We start from the raw sequence: 15,580 nt of genomic DNA on the forward strand, positions 1-15,580 counted from the left end.
TTGCTTGCTCAGTGAGGCGATTATACTAGGCTGCCTGGCAGGTTTCGCTGAAATAACGCCGCAGGAATTCCTCGAAGCTGAGCCGGTCCTCCTGTTCAAGGCGGTGCTGGTCGGCCCACGAGCGCCGCGCCTGTTGCTCGAACCAGCGGTATCGCTCCTCCGGCAGTGGACGCTGGCGGAAATGGTCGGCATGGGCCTGGGACAGGCGCAGGGCGAAGGCGGTGAATGGTTCGTGCCGGGAAGTCATTTCAGCGATCATGCGCGCCGAGGGGGTGTGTGCGGCGTCGGCCACCTTGCATTGCTGGTCAGCCAGCGCTTGCCCGTAGGCACCATCGCCGCCCTGTTCGTCGAACAGGCGGCTCAAGGGTTCCAGGCAGGCCAGGATGCGTTCGGCCCAGTGCCGCAGCGGGATCTCCTGGCCGTCGTCCTGGAGGCGCAACTGCGGATCCCGCCCGCGCTGGGCGGTCAGCAGCAGATTTTGCTGGCAGCGTTGATATTCCTCGCGCTCCAGCGGTGGGCTGTCCTGGAGCAGGCAGAACCACAGGAACAACTCGAGGAAACGCATCTGCCCGGCTCCGATCCCCAACGGCTCGAACGGGTCGAGATCCAGCGCGCGCAGCTCCACGTAGCGGACCCCGCGGCGTTTGAGCGCCAGGGTGGGTTTTTCGTACGGTCGGGCGACCTGTTTGGGACGGATGGGGCTGTAGTATTCGTTTTCGATCTGGAGGATGTTGGCGTTGAGCTGCCGGTAATGATCGCCGGCCTTGACCCCGATCGCCTGATAAGGCGGGTGGGGGGTCTCAATGGCGTGGCACAGGCTGCGGACGTATTCGTCCAGGGTGTTGGTGGAGATGAAGAGGGCCGCCTGGGTCTTGTTCTTGTAGCCGATGTCGCTCATCCTCAGGGATGTGGCGAAGGGTGGCGCGAACGTGTCGGGCGTCAATTCCTCGAAGCCTTGGGGAATGCCGCCGCGGCAGGTGAGAAAGTGACGGTCCACCGCTGGGGAGGCGCCGAACAGATAGAGTAACAGCCAGCCGTAGCGCTGCACGTTGCGGATGAGGGCGAAATAGGCCGCCGCCTGACTGGCCTGGGAGGCCGGTCCCAATTCCAGCAGCGGGCTGAGTTCCGGCCACAGCGCGGTCGGCAGCGAGTAGTTGAAATGGATACCGGCGATGGCCTGCATCGCCCGGCCGTAGCGGTGGGCCAGCCCGACCCGGTAGATGTGTTTCATTCGGCCGATGTTGGAGTTCCCGTAACGGGCGATGGGAATGTCCTCGTCCCGGTCGAAGCCGATGGGCATGCTGGTGCACAGCAGCAGTTCGTCCTGCGGCAGGACGGCGTAGACGAAGCGGTGAATCTCGTCGAGAAAGCCCAGGCCGGTCTCGGGAAGTTCGGCCGGGGGGGTGATGAACTCCAACAGCGCTTCCGAATAATCGGTGGTGATATGCGGGTGCGTCAGAGCCGATCCCAGGGCCTGCGGATGCGGCGTCCGGGCGATGCGGCCGTCGCAGGTGATGCGCAGGCTTTCCTTTTCCAGCCCCTTCAGGCCCAGGACAGGAGACAGCGGCAACGCGGCCAAGCTTGACAGACGCTGCTGGAAGCGGTGGATGTTCAACGCTTGGATTCTCCCGGAGGAATACGCGACAGGCGGCCATTATAGCGTGACCGGAAAGCGGGCAATAAAAAACCCGGAGAGCGTTCCCCGGGTCGAATCGCATCTTGTCGTTATTGTTATCGGATCGGGCGTTGGGATTCTGAATCAGGCAGCGGTGCTGTGCTCGACGTCAGCGCTGGAAATGCGCTGCTTGTTGGTGGGTTCACCGGCCGGATCGCAACCCATCAGGCTGATGGAAATCATCGCCAGGGCCAGGATGCCAAGAATTTTCTTCATGTTTTCCTCCTCGTCATGTGTCGTGAACGATTTGTTATGAGTGCTCAATGCACGGATGTGGTTATAGCGAAGTTGAGAAATTAATTCAATACCTGTTGTGGCTCAATATTATATCGCTACGATATGTTTTTGATCTAAAACCAGATTTTGTAGGGGGCGCCGGGGCTTTCGCGCGCCAGGCGGGGCGTGAGATAGCCGGGAAGGCGGCGGCGGAGTGCCTCGTAGAGCGCCCTGGCCCGCAGTTCCTCCACCTCGAAATGGGCGGTTCCCCGCGCCCGGTCCAACAGGTGCAGGTAATAGGGCAGGATACCGGCGGCAAAGCACTGCTCCTGCAGCGCGACGAGCGCTTCCAGGGTGTCGTTGACGCCGGCCAGCAGGGTGCCCTGGTTGAGGACGGTGACGCCCGCCTGGCGCAGCCGGGTCACCGCGGTTGCGACATCGGCGTCGATCTCGTTGGGGTGATTGGCGTGCACCACGATCACGCATTGCAGGCGGGACGCGGCCAGCTGTTCGGTCAGCGTCTCGGTGATCCGGCTGGGGAGCACCACCGGCAGGCGGGTGTGCAGGCGCAGGCGGTACAGCTGGGGAATGTCCTCCAGGGCTCGGATCAGCTCGCTCAGTCGGGCATCGGTGAGCATCAGCGGGTCGCCGCCGCTGAGGATGATCTCGCTGATCTCCTCATGGCGTCGCAGGTAGTCGAGCGCTGGCCGCAGGCGCGCGGGGGTCAGCTGCGCCTGGGAATAGGGAAAATGACGCCGGAAGCAGTAACGGCAGTGGATCGCGCAGGCCCCGGTGGTGACCAACAGGGCGCGGCCGTGGTATTTGTGCAGCAGTCCTGGGGCGGCCCGGGTGCGGCCATCCCCCACCGGGTCGTTGACGAATCCCGGGGCGACCGCGTTCTCCGCCCCCAGTGGCAGCACCTGGCGCAGCAGCGGATCCTCAGGATCGCCGCGGCGCATCCGCCGGGCGAAGGCCCGGGGGACGCGCAGGGGAAAATCCTGCTGGGCGGCCGCATCCCAGCCGCTGGCGGGAAGTCCCAGGAAGGTGAGCAATTCCTCCGGGTCTTTGAAACCCTGCGCCAGTTCCCGGCGCCACGCCGGCAAGGGGGAGGGCTGGGTTATAATGGAGACCATTTTCGATCAACCAAAGGAACCTGATTTCATGGCGAGCTATAGTACCAACGAATTCAAGCCGGGGCTGAAAGTGTTGCTGGATGGCGATCCCTGCGTCATTCTCGAGAACGAATTCGTCAAGCCCGGCAAGGGGCAGGCCTTCAACCGGGTCAAGTTCCGCAACCTCAAGACCGGTCGGGTGCTCGAACGCACCTTCAAGTCGGGGGAAAGCATCGAGGCCGCCGACGTCCTGGAGGTGGAGATGCAGTACCTCTACAGCGACGGCGAATTCTGGTATTTCATGGACCCCAACACTTTCGAGCAGGTGGGCGCAGACGCCAAGGCGGTCGGGGATGCGGCCAAGTGGCTCAAGGAGCAGACCACCTGCATCGTTACCCTGTGGAACGGCCAGCCCATCGCCGTGACCCCACCCAATTTCGTCGAACTGCAGGTGGTGGAAACCGACCCCGGCGTGCGCGGGGACACCTCCAGCGGCGGCGCCAAACCCGCCAAGCTGGAAACCGGCGCCGTGGTGCGGGTGCCGTTGTTCGTGCAGGAGGGTGAGGTCATCAAGGTGGACACCCGCAGCGGTGAATACGTCTCCCGCGTCAACAAATAGCTGGCGGCCCGGCTGCGATCTCGAAGCGCTGCGGGCCCGCGCCGGGCTTCTGGCCCGTGTCCGCCGCTTCTTTGCCGAACGGGGGGTGATGGAAGTGGAAACCCCGCTGCTGGCGCCGACGGTCAGCACCGACCCGCAGCTGGATTTCTTCGCCGTTCCCGATGCCGGCCGGCCCCGTTATCTGCAGACCTCGCCGGAGCTGCTGATGAAGCGCCTGTTGGCCGCCGGCACCGGCCCCATCTACCAGATCTGCAAGGCCTTCCGCCGCGGGGAGGCCGGGCGCTGGCACAATCCCGAATTCACCCTGCTGGAGTGGTATCGTCCGGGTTTCGAGCTTACGGACCTGATGGACGAGGTCGCCGACCTGTTGCGGACCTTGTTGCCCGCCCTGCAGGACAGCTGCCGGCTGTCCTATACGGAAGTGTTCGAACGCTGGGTCGGGGTTTCCTGGCAGGCGCCGCTGCCGGAGCTGGCAGAGTGCGCCCGGCGCCTGGGACTGCCGGAGGCCGCCGCCCTGTGCGGCGAGGACCGCAGCCTGTGGCTGGATCTGTTGTTCTCCCATCGGGTGCAGCCCAATCTCCCCCGCCGCCGCCCCGTCTTCGTCTGCGACTATCCCGCCCCGCTGGCGGCGTTGGCGCGCCTGAACGAGGACGGCCGGACCGCCCGGCGCTTCGAGGTTTTCTGTGACGGCGTCGAACTGGGCAACGGCTACGATGAATTGACCGATCCTGAGGAACAGCGCCGCCGTCTCGAGGCCGACCGGAACGCCAGACGCTGGCAGGGGCTGCCGGTGCCACCGGAGGACGAAGCTTTCGTCGCCGCCCTCCGTGCCGGTCTGCCCCGTTGCAGCGGCGTCGCCGTCGGTCTCGACCGCCTGCTCATGCTGCAGCTGCAGCGCAGCGACATCGACACGGTCGTCAGTTTTTCCTGGCAGCGACTCCATTGAAGCGCCTGTGTTTTCCCTCCCTCTCCATATTGTTGCTGGTCAGCTTCATTCTGGTGCTGGCGCCTTTGATCCTGGCCCTGGGTTCGGCGCTCTACTCCCTGGAACAGCTGACCGGCGAGAGTCAGAGGATGGTCTATCAGGCAGTCAGCCTGACTCAGGCGAGCCGCATGTTGCTGGAACACCTGACTGCCATGGAGCGCAGCGCCAAGCAGGCGTTGATCCTGGAGGATGTGGCTCTGTTCGAGCGCTACCGGAACCTGCGCCAGACTTTCGTCAGCGAACTGCAAAGCCTGGCGAAGATGGCCACGGGGGAGCCGGAACTGCGCCGCCTGCTGCACCGTCTGGAAGGTGACGAATTCGACCTGTACGCCCAGCTGAGCGACCCCGAACTCGACCACCGGACCAAGCTGGCGGTCGCCGATCAGTTTGGGCAACTGCGCCGGCTGGCCGAGCGCATCTGGGAACTCAGCATTCAGCTGGTGGGGCATTGTCTCCAGAGATTGGAGGAGCGCTCACGCCAGGCGCGCCGGCAGACCATGCGCCATCTCGTCATCCTGTTGCCAGTCGTCCTGGGACTGGTCGCTGTGTTCATCTATCTCATCACCCGGCCGATGAGGCAGCTGGATGCGGCCATCCGCAAACTGGGGGACCGTGACTTCGATCAGCCGATCGTGGTGCAGGGTTCCCGGGACCTGGAGTCCCTCGGTCAGCGCCTGGACTGGCTGCGCCTCCGCCTGCGCATGCTGGAGGCGGAGAAACGCCGCTTCATGCGCAACGTTTCCCACGAATTGAAGACCCCGCTGGCCAATGTTCATGAAGGGGCGGAATTGTTGGCCGACCGGGTGGTCGGAGACTTGAACACCGAACAGGAAGAGATCGTTCGCATCATCGGTGTCAATGCCGGCCGTCTGTATCGGATGATCGAGGATCTGATCCGTTACGGCCAGTTGCAGAATACCGAAATCGTGCAGAAACCGCAGCAGGTGGATCTGCGTCGTCTGGTCGAGGACGTGCTCGAGGATTACCAGGTCCGTCTCAAGGGCAACGAGATTCAGGTGCGCAAGCAACTTCAGGCCTGTCAGCTGTTCGGGTTCGCGGAGCAGCTGCGCTTGATGATCGACAATCTGTTGTCCAACGCGGTCAAATATTCTCCCCGGGGTGGGCAGATCGAGCTGATGCTGCAGCGGTGCAAGGAAAACGTGATCTTCGAAATCCGCGACCAGGGGCCTGGGATTCCGCCCGAGGAACGCGAACGGGTCTTCGATGCCCTGTACCAGGGCCGTTTGGGGAAGCGGATGGGGATCGAAGGGACAGGACTGGGTCTGTCGATCGTCAACGAATGTGCGATGATTCACCGTGGCAGGGTTGAAATCGTCGATGTGAAAGGGTGGGGTGCCTGTTTGCGGGTGACGCTGCCGGTGGATGGAGTTCGCATTTGAAACATTGGTTCGGCATCGGGTTGCTCTGTCTGATCCTGGCCGGCTGCGGAGGCAGCCGGACCGCAGTTCCAGGAGCCCGATTACGAGGCCGTCACGCTGACCGAGCTGAGCGGCTATCTGGGTTATCTGGCGGAGCTGCTGCCGCTGCAACGGCGGGATAAGTGCCGCTGGCTGTACGATTTCGTCGCCTAGGCACCAAGTCTGGGGGGCGGTTGTACCTGGTGCTGGCGTTGTTGGTCACGCCGGACTGCCTGGCGGAACGGGACGAGCTGCGCGTTGCCCTCGAATTGCTGGATGAGGCGGGAAAACAGGTGCGCCCGGCCGATCTGCGGGCGTTTCTGGCCTATCAGCGTCTGATCGCCCAACGCCTGTTCAGCAGTCGCCGTCACGAACGGGAATGGGGCCGCAAGCTGGCCCGGCTGCGCCGGCGTTCCCGGCGACAGGCGCACCGGCTACGGCGCTGTCAGACCATGCTCGGTCAGTGCCAGACCAAGCTGGAGGCGCTCACCGCCCTGGAAAAGAGTCTCAATCATCACGGGGTCCCCTGAATGGATCAGGACATTCGCAAACGCATCCTGGTGGTCGACGACGATGAGAGCTTCCTACGGCTGCTGACCATGCGCCTGAGCGCGGCGGGTTTTACCGTCAAGTCAGTCGGCAGCGGGGAGCAGGCCCTTGACGAGCTGCTGCGGTTCCGGCCCCATGTTGTGGTCACGGACCTGATGATGGATGGGATGGACGGGATGGCGCTGTTCGACGAGATCCACCACCGTTGTCCCACCCTGCCCATCATCATCCTCACCGCCCATGGCACGATCAACGACGCCGTGGACGCCACCAAGAAAGGCGTGTTCGGTTTCTTGACCAAGCCGGTGGACAACAAGGCGCTGGTATGCCAGGTCACCCAGGCGTTGGAAATCTGCCAGGGCGTCGAGCCGGAACCGGAGGATGAAGCCGAGGACTGGCGCCGCCGCATCGTCACCCAGAGTCCGGTCATGGAAGACCTCCTCAACCAGGTGGCCAAGGTCGCCCGCAGCCGCGCCAGCGTCTACATCCATGGAGAAAGCGGAACCGGCAAGGAGCTGCTGGCCCGGGCCATCCACCAGGCCAGCCCTCGGCGTGAGGGCCCTTTCATCGCGGTCAACTGCAGCGCCATTCCCGAACATCTGTTCGAATCGGAACTCTTCGGCCACAAGCGGGGGGCGTTCACCGGCGCGACCCAGGACCATCCCGGCCTGTTTCAGGCCGCCGACGGCGGAACCCTGTTCCTCGACGAAATCGGCGACATGCCGAAGATGTTCCAGGTGAAACTGCTGCGGGCGCTGCAGGAAATGGCCGTCCGCCCGGTGGGCAGCATTCGGACCGTAGCTGTGGATGTGCGTGTCGTTTCCGCCAGCCACGTGGATTTGACGGCGGCGGTCGAGGCAGGCGACTTCCGCGAAGACCTCTATTACCGCCTCAACGTCGTCACCCTCAAGGTGCCGCCCCTGCGCGAGCGTCCCGAGGACATCCCTCTGCTGCTCGACCATTTCCTCAAGCAGGTGGCCGAGGCCTATGGCAGCAAGGTCAAGGGCTTTTCCCCGGAAGCGCTGGAATACCTGGTACGTTACGAATGGCCCGGCAACGTGCGCCAGCTTCACAACCTGGTGGAGCAGTGCGTGGCTCTGACCAACACGCCGCTGATTCCCCTGAGCCTGGTACAGCGGGCGCTCAGCGGGGAGGCGGGCGAGACGACGCTGCCTCCCCTCAAGGAAGCCAAGCGCCGTTTCGAGCGCGAGTATCTGGTCCGTCTGCTACAGATCACCCGCGGCAACGTCACCCATGCGGCCCAGCTGGCCAAGCGCAACCGCACCGAGTTCTACCGCCTGCTCAACCGCCATCAGCTCGACCCGCGGGAATTCAAGTACTGAAGCACGGCTTCCACGTCGAAGCCTCGGTTGGTGTCGATGGGGACGGCCCTGGCGCGCTCTTCCGCGTTCAGGGGCTGGTGGTGCTGCTGCTGGTAGGCCAGCACCTGAAGGTCGGCCTCCGAGGGATCGCGGCGCTGCCGCAGCCGCTGTTCGATCCGGGCCCGCAGCACGGTTTCGTCGGCCTGGAAGTCGAGCAGGCGCCAGGGAACGTGCAGGCGTTCGGCCAGCGCCTGAAACCACCGGCGGTATTCCCGCCTCAGGAACGTGGCATCCACGATCACCGGCCAGCCGGCCGCCAGAATCGTCTCCGCGTCGCGCAACAGCTTGGCATACGTGCGGCGGGTGAAATCGGCCTCGTAAATGCCGCGCTCCAGCCCGGCATCGGTACGGGCCCCGGCTGGGAGTCCCGCCAGGCGCTTGCGTTCCACGTCCGAGCGCAGGTGGATCGCCCCCAGACGGGTTGCTAGCCGTCGGCTGGCGTAGGACTTGCCGCTGCCGGAAAAACCGTGGGTGACGAGCAGCAGCGGGCGCCGGGACTGGCGGAAGTCCTCGGCCAGATCCAGGTAACGGGCGCATTCGTCCAGGGACCGTCGGTCCTTGGGGTGCTGGCGTGCGCTCAGCCAGGCGATCTTGGCCCGCACCATAGCCCGGTAGATCAGGTAGTAGCGCAGCAGGCGCACTCCGTCGTAGTCCCCGGTAAGGCTGAGCCAGTCGTTGAGGAACAGGAAGCCCAGGGGGCGGCGGCCGCGGGCGGCCAGGTCCATCACCGTGAAGGCGATCTCGCTGATGACGTCGATCCAGCGCAGCTGGGGATTGAATTCGATGCAGTCGAACGGCAGCGGCTCTCCCTGCCAGAGGACGATGTTTCCCAGGTGGAGATCGCCGTGGCATTCGCGCACCCAGCCGTCGCGCTTGCGCCGGGCCATGCAGGAGGCCAGCCGTTCGAACGCGGCTTCGGTCCAGCGGCGCAGCGCGTCCAGCCGGGTGGCGCGGGCGGGATCCAGGGCCCTGGCGTCGATGCTCTGGAAGTTTTGCAGGGCGGCGCTTTGGATCGTCTGCGGTTCGCCGTAGGGGTCGCCGGCGCTCGCCCGGGCGACGCTTTCGTGAAAGCGGGCGATGCGTGCGGCCAGGGTTTCGAGATGGCTTTCCCGCAGCCGGCCTTCTTCGGCCATGCGGCTGAGCAGATCGCGGTCGGCGAACTGGCGCATCTTCACCGCGTATTCCAGGGGCTCACCGTCCCCGTCCAGACGGGGGGCTTGCGGAGTGCCGGTGACCGTCACCACGGCCAGATACAACTGCGGCGCCAGGCGGCGGTTGAGACGCAGTTCCTCGTGGCAGTAGAAGCGGCGCTTCTCCAGGGTGGAAAAGTCGAGAAAGCCAAAGTCCACCGGCTTTTTGAGTTTGTAGGCGTAGGGGCCGGTGAGGATGACCCAGGAGATGTGGGTTTCCCGGTAACGGAGATTCTCCGTCGGATGGGGATAGACCGCCGGATTCAGCAGCGCCCGGATCAGCGGCGGCAGCGTCATGCGGCGGCCTCGTCCAGCACCGGCTCGCCGCCGACCACCCGCAGATGCCGCCGGCCCTCCAGAAACGCGACCAGATCGTCGCCGATCAGCCGCCGGCGCCAGCCCTGGCACAGACGCGAGCCGGCCGGGTCGGCGAGGAATTTCTCCAGGTCCTTGCGGCTGGCCAGAGCGTTGGGATGGAGATTCTGGGCTTCGGCCCGAAGCCGCACCACGGCACTGAGCAGGTCGAGCAGAGCTTCCTGCCGGGGGGTGCGGGCGGGCGGCCGGGGCGGGGCCTTTTCCGGTGCATCGTTGCGGGCGGCGGCGACCTGGGCGCAGATGGCCTGCCCGTAGCGGGTGATGGCCTTGTCGCTGAGGCCGCGCAGCTGCTTTAGCTGCTGGGGATTTTGCGGCTGCAGGCGGGCGATGTGGCACAAAAGGTCGTCCTTGACCACCCAGCCGCGGGGGAGGTTCTCCCGCCGGGCGGTTTCCTCGCGCCAGGCCGCCAGGCGTTTGAGGGCCGCCAGTTGCCGTCCCTTGAGGCGGCGGGCACCCTTGATGCGGCGCCAGGCATCCTGCGGCGGGTTGCGGTAGGTTTCCGGCCGGGTCAGGCGCTCGAAATCCTCGCTCAGCCAGTCGAGCCGGCCGCTTTCCTCCAGGCGGCGGCGCAGTTCCAGATACAGGGGGACCAGATAGCGGACGTCGTCGGCGGCGTAGTCGATCTGCTGCGGACTCAAAGGGCGGCGCCGCCAGTCGGTGCGGCTGTGGCCTTTCCCCAGGGTCACCCCCAGCAACTCCTCCACCAGTTGGGCGTAGCCGATCTGGTCGCCGTAGCCCAGCAACGGGGCGGCCAGCTGGGTGTCGAAGACGGGTGCGGGCAGGCGGCCGTGCAGGTGATGGAAGATTTCCAGGTCCTGGAAGCCGGCGTGGAAGACCTTGGTGGCATCCGATTCGTACAGCAGTTGCCAGAGCGGGTCGAGATCGGGCAGGCGGATGGGGTCGATGCAAGCCACCTGTTCGGCGGCGGCGATCTGCAGCAGGCAGAATTGCGGGTGATAGGTGGATTCGCGCAGGAACTCGGTGTCGAGGGCGAAAAAAGGGCTGTCTTCGAGTTGCTCGCAGAGCTGGCGCAGTTGCACGGGGGTGTCGACGTAGCGTACCGGGGCTTTGGATAGGGTGGTCATGGGGTTCCTGGGTGGGTTTCGATAAAGCACAGGCTGCGGCAAATATACCAAAAGACCGGGAAGGCGGTATCCTGTTGCCTTCGTTTCATAGACATGGGAGAAAAACCGATGTTCAAACGCTTGCTTTTTCTGTTGTTTCTGCTTTCCGGCCTGGCCCAGGCGGCCGGGGACGCGCGCCTAGCGCAAAACATCACCGCCCTCGAGGCTTACGACAGGCTGATGAGCGGGGCCGGTTCGGTCTATCTTCTCGATGTGCGCAGTCCGGAGGAGTACCAGTTGGTGGGCCATCCGCCCATGGCCTACAACATCCCCTTCGTCTTCCTGCGCGGAGGGCCCCATCGTAACTCCCATTTCGTCGAGGACGTGGCCGCTCGCTTCAAAAAAACCGACACCCTGCTCGTGATTTGCCGCAGTGGCGGACGCAGCGCCCCGGCGGCCGATGCCTTGGTGCGGGCCGGTTTCAAACACGTCTACAACGTCCGCGACGGTTTCGAGGGCGCTGCCTTTACCGGCCGCACCCCGAAGGAGAAAACTTTGCTGCGGAAATACAGTCCCTTCTATGGCCGTCGGGGACGGGTGGAAGGCTGGCAGTACGATGGCCTTCCGTACACCTACGAATTGAAGGATGAACTGCTTTACCGCCCTTACGACGCCGCCAAACACCGCTGATCTTCAATATCGAAGACGCCGGCCCCATCCGGAAACGCCATGAGCCAAGACTGCAAACGCCTCGTCCTGGTGGACGGGTCCTCCTTCCTGTACCGGGCCTTCCACGCCCTGCCGCCCCTGAGCAACGCCCGCGGCGAGCCCACCGGCGCCATCTACGGGGTTGCCAACATGCTGCGCAAGCTGCTGCAGACCTACGACACCCCCTGGTTCGCGGTGGTGTTCGACGCTCCCGGCAAGACCTTCCGTAACGATCTGTTCGCTGCCTACAAGGCCCACCGTCCGCCGATGCCGGATGAACTCAAGGCCCAGCTGGAGCCCCTGAAGGAACTGATTCGGGTCCTGGGGATTCCGGTGGTGGAGATCGAGGGCGTCGAGGCCGATGACGTCATCGCCACCCTGGCGCGCCGGGCCGAGCGGGAGGGATTCGACGTGGTGGTGGCCACCAGCGACAAGGATCTGGCCCAGCTGGTGGACGACCACATCCTGCTCGACAACACGATGTCGGAAACTCGCCTCGACACGGTCGGGGTGATGGAAAAATTCGGCGTCCGCCCCGACCAGATCGCCGATTACCTGGCACTGGTGGGGGACGCTTCCGACAACGTCCCCGGGGTTCCCGGCATCGGCCCCAAGACCGCGGCCAAGCTGCTGAGGCAGTATGGCTCCTTGGACGAGATCATCCCCCATGCCGACGAGATCAGGGGCAAGGTGGGGGAAAACCTGCGGGCCAACCTGGAGCAGCTGCGGCTGTCGCGGGATCTGGTCCGGGTTCACGACGACCTGCCCCTGGATCTGAACCCGGAAGATTTGAAACGGCGTCCAGCGGATACCGCCCGACTGATCGAGCTGCTCAAGCGCTTCGAATTCACCACCTGGCTGCGCCAGCTCGATCTGCCCACGACCCAGGGGGAATCGGCCCAGGATGGCGATCCTGCCGATTATCGGGCGGTGCTGGCCGAGGATCAGCTGCAGACCTGGCTCGAGCGCCTGGAGACCAGTCCGCTGTTCGCCTTCGACACCGAGACCACCGATCTCGCCTATCTCGACGCCCGGCTGGTGGGTCTGTCGTTCGCGGTGGAGGTGGGCGAGGCCGCCTACGTGCCGGTGGCCCACGACTATCCCGACGCCCCGGCGCAGCTGGAGCGTGAGGCCGTTCTGGAGAGACTGCGGCCGCTGCTGGAGTCGGAGGATCATCCCAAGGTGGGCCAGCATCTCAAGTACGACGCCCACGTGCTCGCCAATCACGGGATCGAACTGCGCGGCATCGCCCACGACACCATGCTTCAGTCCTATGTCCTCAATCCTACCGCCACCCGGCACGACCTCGATTCTCTGGCCCTGACCTATCTGGGAATCAAGACCGTCAGTTACGAGGCGGTGGCCGGCAAGGGCGCGAAGCAGGTGAGCTTCTCCCGGGTCGCCCTGGCGCAGGCGGCGCCCTATGCGGCCGAGGACGCCGACATCGCCCTGCGCCTGCACCAGGTGCTTTGGTCCAAACTGGAAGCCGAGCCCAAGCTCAAGCGCCTGTACCAGGAGATCGAGATGCCGTTGGTGCCGGTGCTGCTGCGCATGGAGCGCTGTGGGGTGCTGGTGGACCGGGACGAGCTGGCCCGTCTCAGCGCGGAGCTGGCCGAGCGCATGGCAAAAGTGGAGGAACAGGTCCATTGCCTTGCCGGGGAGGCGTTCAACCTGGACTCCCCCAAGCAGATCCAGCACATCCTCTACGACAAACTGGGCCTGCCGGTCCTGAAGAAGACGCCCAAGGGTCAGCCTTCCACCGCCGAGGAAGTGCTGCAGAAGCTGGCGGAAGATTTCGAGCTGCCGCGGCTGATCCTGGAATACCGCTCCCTGAGCAAGCTCAAAAGCACCTACACCGACAAGCTTCCCCGGCAGATCCATCCCCGCACCGGTCGGGTCCACACCTCCTATCACCAGGCGGTCACCGCCACCGGGCGGCTGTCTTCCTCGGATCCCAACCTGCAGAACATTCCCATTCGCACCGAGGCGGGGCGGCGTATCCGCCGTACCTTCATCGCGCCGCCGGGCTGCAAGCTGGTAGCGGCGGACTATTCCCAGATCGAGCTCAGGATCATGGCCCACCTGTCCGAAGACCCCAATCTCCTGGCGGCGTTCTCCGCCGGCGCCGACGTCCATCGGGTCACCGCCGCCGAAGTGTTCGGAGTGGCGCCGGAGGCAGTCACGGACGAACAACGCCGCCGCGCCAAGGCCATTAACTTCGGTCTGATCTACGGCATGTCCGCCTTCGGTTTGGCCAAACAGCTGGGGATCGCGCGTGAAGAGGCGCAAAGCTACATCGACCGCTATTTCGAGCGTTATCCCGGCGTGCGCGATTACATGGAGCGCACCCGCTGTCAGGCCTACGAGCAGGGCTACGTGGAAACCCTGTTCGGTCGCCGCCTGTATCTGCCGGAGCTGCGGTCACGCAATCCCCAGCGCCGCCAGTACGCCGAGCGCACCGCCATCAACGCGCCGATGCAGGGCACCGCCGCCGACATCATCAAGCGGGCGATGATCGCCGTGGACGTTTGGATCCGTGGCAGCGGGGCGCCGGTGAAGATGATCATGCAGGTGCATGACGAGCTGGTGTTCGAGGTTGCCGAGGAGTGGATCGAGGAAGCCTGCCGGGCGATCCGTGAGCGGATGGCGTCGGCGGCGGACCTGCAAGTGCCGTTGGTGGTGGATGTGGGCATCGGGGCTAACTGGGACGAGGCCCATTGAGGGGGGGTGTGGGAAAGCGGCGGGTGACGGACTGAGGGGCGTACCCGGCCCGGATGGCCGGGTACCGAGCGCCCAGGGATGGGTTCACAGCGTCCCCGAAGGCCGTCACCCGCCGCTTTTCTGGGGTGAATTGGTCCGTGGAACTTTCGCCTTCGGGGTCAGTCTTAGGAATACGTGTCGGGAACGACGCCCAACCTACTCATTTCCTCCCTTATGAGTAGCGAGCCGCTCCGGTTCCCCCAAGCCGGAGCCTGACTGACCCCGAAGCCTCTCCCCCTTGGCTTCGGGGTTTTTTTTGTCTTCGGTTTCCAGCCAGCGGTCCAGCACCGCATGGGCCTCGTCCACCCCTAAGCGCTTGGGCGCGGAGAACAGTTGCACGCTCGGCTGGATCGGTGATTCGGCCAAGGCCTTTTCCACCTGCAGCAACGTGCTTTTGGCCCTGCCGTACTTGAGTTTGTCCGCCTTGGTGAGCAGGATGTGCAGCGGCAGGTCGTAGTAGCCGCACCACGCGATCATGCGCCGATCGAACTCGGTGAGGGGATGGCGGATGTCCATCATCAGGAACACCCCCTTGAGGCACCGGCGCGAGCGTAGATAGTCCTCCAGCGCTTGGCGCCAGCGTTGCTGCGTCTTGCCCGACACCTTGGCGTAGCCGTAGCCGGGAAGGTCCACCAGCCGCCGCTTTTCGTCGATCTCGAAGAACACTAGTTGCTGGGTCCGGCCCGGTGTCTTGCTGGTGCGGGCCAGGGACTTTTGGTGGGTGATGACGTTGAGGGCGCTGGACTTGCCCGCATTGGAACGGCCGGCGAAGGCGACTTCGAAGCCCGCATCGGGGACGTCGCGGGCGAAATCCAGGGTGCCGAGGAGAAAGCGGGCGCGGTGGTAAAGCGGATTCATCAGATTTCAAGGACAAAATGGGTACAATAACCTGACAATACGAATCGGGAGGGAACGATGCAATTTAGAACTATACTAACATTGATCGGAATCGTTGGTCTGACCGGCGCGGCGCTTCCAGGTGCCGCCCAGGTGTCGGCGGCCGCGAAGGAAAAAGCGGCCCAGTGCGCCGGTTGCCACGGCGAGGCCGGAAAGGGGGCGATGCCGGTATTTCCCAAGTTGGCAGGACAGAATTTCAAATATCTGAGCAACCAGTTGCGTCAGTTCAAGGACGGCACCCGGCAGGTGGCGGCGATGAACGCCATCGCCGCCGCTTTGAGCGATGACGACATCGCCGAACTGAGCGCCTATTTCGCGGCGCAAAAACCCGAGCCGGAAGCAGGGGAGCCCGATCCGCAAGGGGAGCGGATCTACCGTTTCGGGATCGCGGAGAAAAAGGTTCCCGCCTGCAGCGCCTGCCACGGCCCGGAGGGACAGGGCAACGCGCCCGCCGGTTTCCCGCTGCTGAAGGGACAATTTGCCGCCTACACGGTCAAAGCATTGACCGATTACGCCAAGGGCGCACGTAGTGGCGAGAAAGCACCGATGCGCCAGATCGCCGCCCGCCTGACCGAGGATGAAATGAAAGCGGTGGCGGCCTACATCGCCACCTTGAAGTGAAGGAGACGG

Annotated in this window: 14 protein-coding genes; 8 read left to right on the forward strand and 6 right to left on the reverse strand. The window is 64.5% G+C overall.

Annotated features, from left to right (window positions below; all coding sequences use genetic code 11):
• Window positions 1-25: 25 nt before the first annotated feature.
• The 3 genes from gshA to epmB form a co-directional block, all read right to left on the reverse strand.
• A complete protein-coding gene (gshA, locus tag MIN45_RS06285; protein ID WP_286291027.1) occupies window positions 26-1,615 on the reverse strand; it encodes a glutamate--cysteine ligase in 1,590 nt (529 codons plus the stop codon).
• 144 nt (window positions 1,616-1,759) lie between these two features.
• Complete coding sequence (locus tag MIN45_RS06290) at window positions 1,760-1,891, reverse strand: hypothetical protein (protein ID WP_286291028.1); 132 nt, start codon at window positions 1,889-1,891, stop codon at window positions 1,760-1,762.
• 134 nt (window positions 1,892-2,025) lie between these two features.
• Window positions 2,026-3,024, reverse strand: a complete 999-nt coding sequence (gene epmB / locus MIN45_RS06295) for an EF-P beta-lysylation protein EpmB (protein ID WP_286291029.1) — start codon at window positions 3,022-3,024, stop codon at window positions 2,026-2,028.
• 28 nt (window positions 3,025-3,052) lie between these two features.
• Here epmB and efp point away from each other — a divergent pair, with 28 nt between their 5' ends.
• From efp to MIN45_RS06320, 5 genes are all read left to right on the forward strand, one after another.
• Window positions 3,053-3,622 carry an elongation factor P gene (gene efp / locus MIN45_RS06300; protein WP_286291030.1) on the forward strand — a complete coding sequence of 190 codons (570 nt, stop codon included), beginning with the start codon at window positions 3,053-3,055 and terminating at the stop codon, window positions 3,620-3,622.
• Window positions 3,594-4,568 carry an EF-P lysine aminoacylase EpmA gene (epmA, locus tag MIN45_RS06305; protein ID WP_286291032.1) on the forward strand — a complete coding sequence of 325 codons (975 nt, stop codon included), beginning with the start codon at window positions 3,594-3,596 and terminating at the stop codon, window positions 4,566-4,568. The genes efp and epmA overlap by 29 nt, the downstream gene beginning before the upstream one ends.
• Entirely contained in the window at window positions 4,565-6,007 is a 1,443-nt protein-coding gene (locus MIN45_RS06310) for a sensor histidine kinase (RefSeq protein WP_286291033.1), read from the forward strand. Before epmA ends, MIN45_RS06310 begins: the two co-directional genes overlap by 4 nt.
• Before the next feature lie 221 nt (window positions 6,008-6,228).
• A complete protein-coding gene (locus MIN45_RS06315) occupies window positions 6,229-6,555 on the forward strand; it encodes a hypothetical protein (protein ID WP_286291035.1) in 327 nt (108 codons plus the stop codon).
• Window positions 6,556-7,917 carry a sigma 54-interacting transcriptional regulator gene (locus MIN45_RS06320; RefSeq protein ID WP_286291036.1) on the forward strand — a complete coding sequence of 454 codons (1,362 nt, stop codon included), beginning with the start codon at window positions 6,556-6,558 and terminating at the stop codon, window positions 7,915-7,917.
• Here the strand turns inward: MIN45_RS06320 and MIN45_RS06325 are convergent.
• Both MIN45_RS06325 and rnd read right to left on the reverse strand, forming a co-directional pair.
• Window positions 7,887-9,443 (reverse strand): bifunctional aminoglycoside phosphotransferase/ATP-binding protein, encoded by a 1,557-nt coding sequence (locus tag MIN45_RS06325; protein ID WP_286291038.1) that lies wholly within the window; start codon window positions 9,441-9,443, stop codon window positions 7,887-7,889. The two genes, MIN45_RS06320 and MIN45_RS06325, sit on opposite strands and share 31 nt — an antisense overlap.
• Window positions 9,440-10,606 carry a ribonuclease D gene (gene rnd, locus MIN45_RS06330; protein ID WP_286291040.1) on the reverse strand — a complete coding sequence of 389 codons (1,167 nt, stop codon included), beginning with the start codon at window positions 10,604-10,606 and terminating at the stop codon, window positions 9,440-9,442. Before rnd ends, MIN45_RS06325 begins: the two co-directional genes overlap by 4 nt.
• A 108-nt stretch (window positions 10,607-10,714) precedes the next feature.
• Here rnd and MIN45_RS06335 point away from each other — a divergent pair, with 108 nt between their 5' ends.
• Entirely contained in the window at window positions 10,715-11,275 is a 561-nt protein-coding gene (locus MIN45_RS06335; RefSeq protein WP_286291041.1) for a rhodanese-like domain-containing protein, read from the forward strand.
• Between the two features lie 39 nt (window positions 11,276-11,314).
• Window positions 11,315-14,014, forward strand: coding sequence for a DNA polymerase I (gene polA / locus MIN45_RS06340; protein ID WP_286291042.1), 2,700 nt, complete (start codon window positions 11,315-11,317; stop codon window positions 14,012-14,014).
• A gap of 195 nt (window positions 14,015-14,209) precedes the next feature.
• Here the strand turns inward: polA and yihA are convergent, their stop codons facing one another.
• Window positions 14,210-14,911: a ribosome biogenesis GTP-binding protein YihA/YsxC gene (gene yihA / locus MIN45_RS06345; RefSeq protein ID WP_286291044.1), complete on the reverse strand. Its 702-nt coding sequence runs from the start codon at window positions 14,909-14,911 to the stop codon at window positions 14,210-14,212.
• Window positions 14,912-15,043: 132 nt separating this feature from the next.
• Here yihA and MIN45_RS06350 point away from each other — a divergent pair, with 132 nt between their 5' ends.
• Window positions 15,044-15,571 (forward strand): c-type cytochrome, encoded by a 528-nt coding sequence (locus MIN45_RS06350; RefSeq protein WP_286291045.1) that lies wholly within the window; start codon window positions 15,044-15,046, stop codon window positions 15,569-15,571.
• Window positions 15,572-15,580 lie beyond the last annotated feature (9 nt).

It is taken from the genome of Methylomarinovum tepidoasis, from assembly GCF_030294985.1.
Lineage (GTDB): Bacteria > Pseudomonadota > Gammaproteobacteria > Methylococcales > Methylothermaceae > Methylohalobius > Methylohalobius tepidoasis.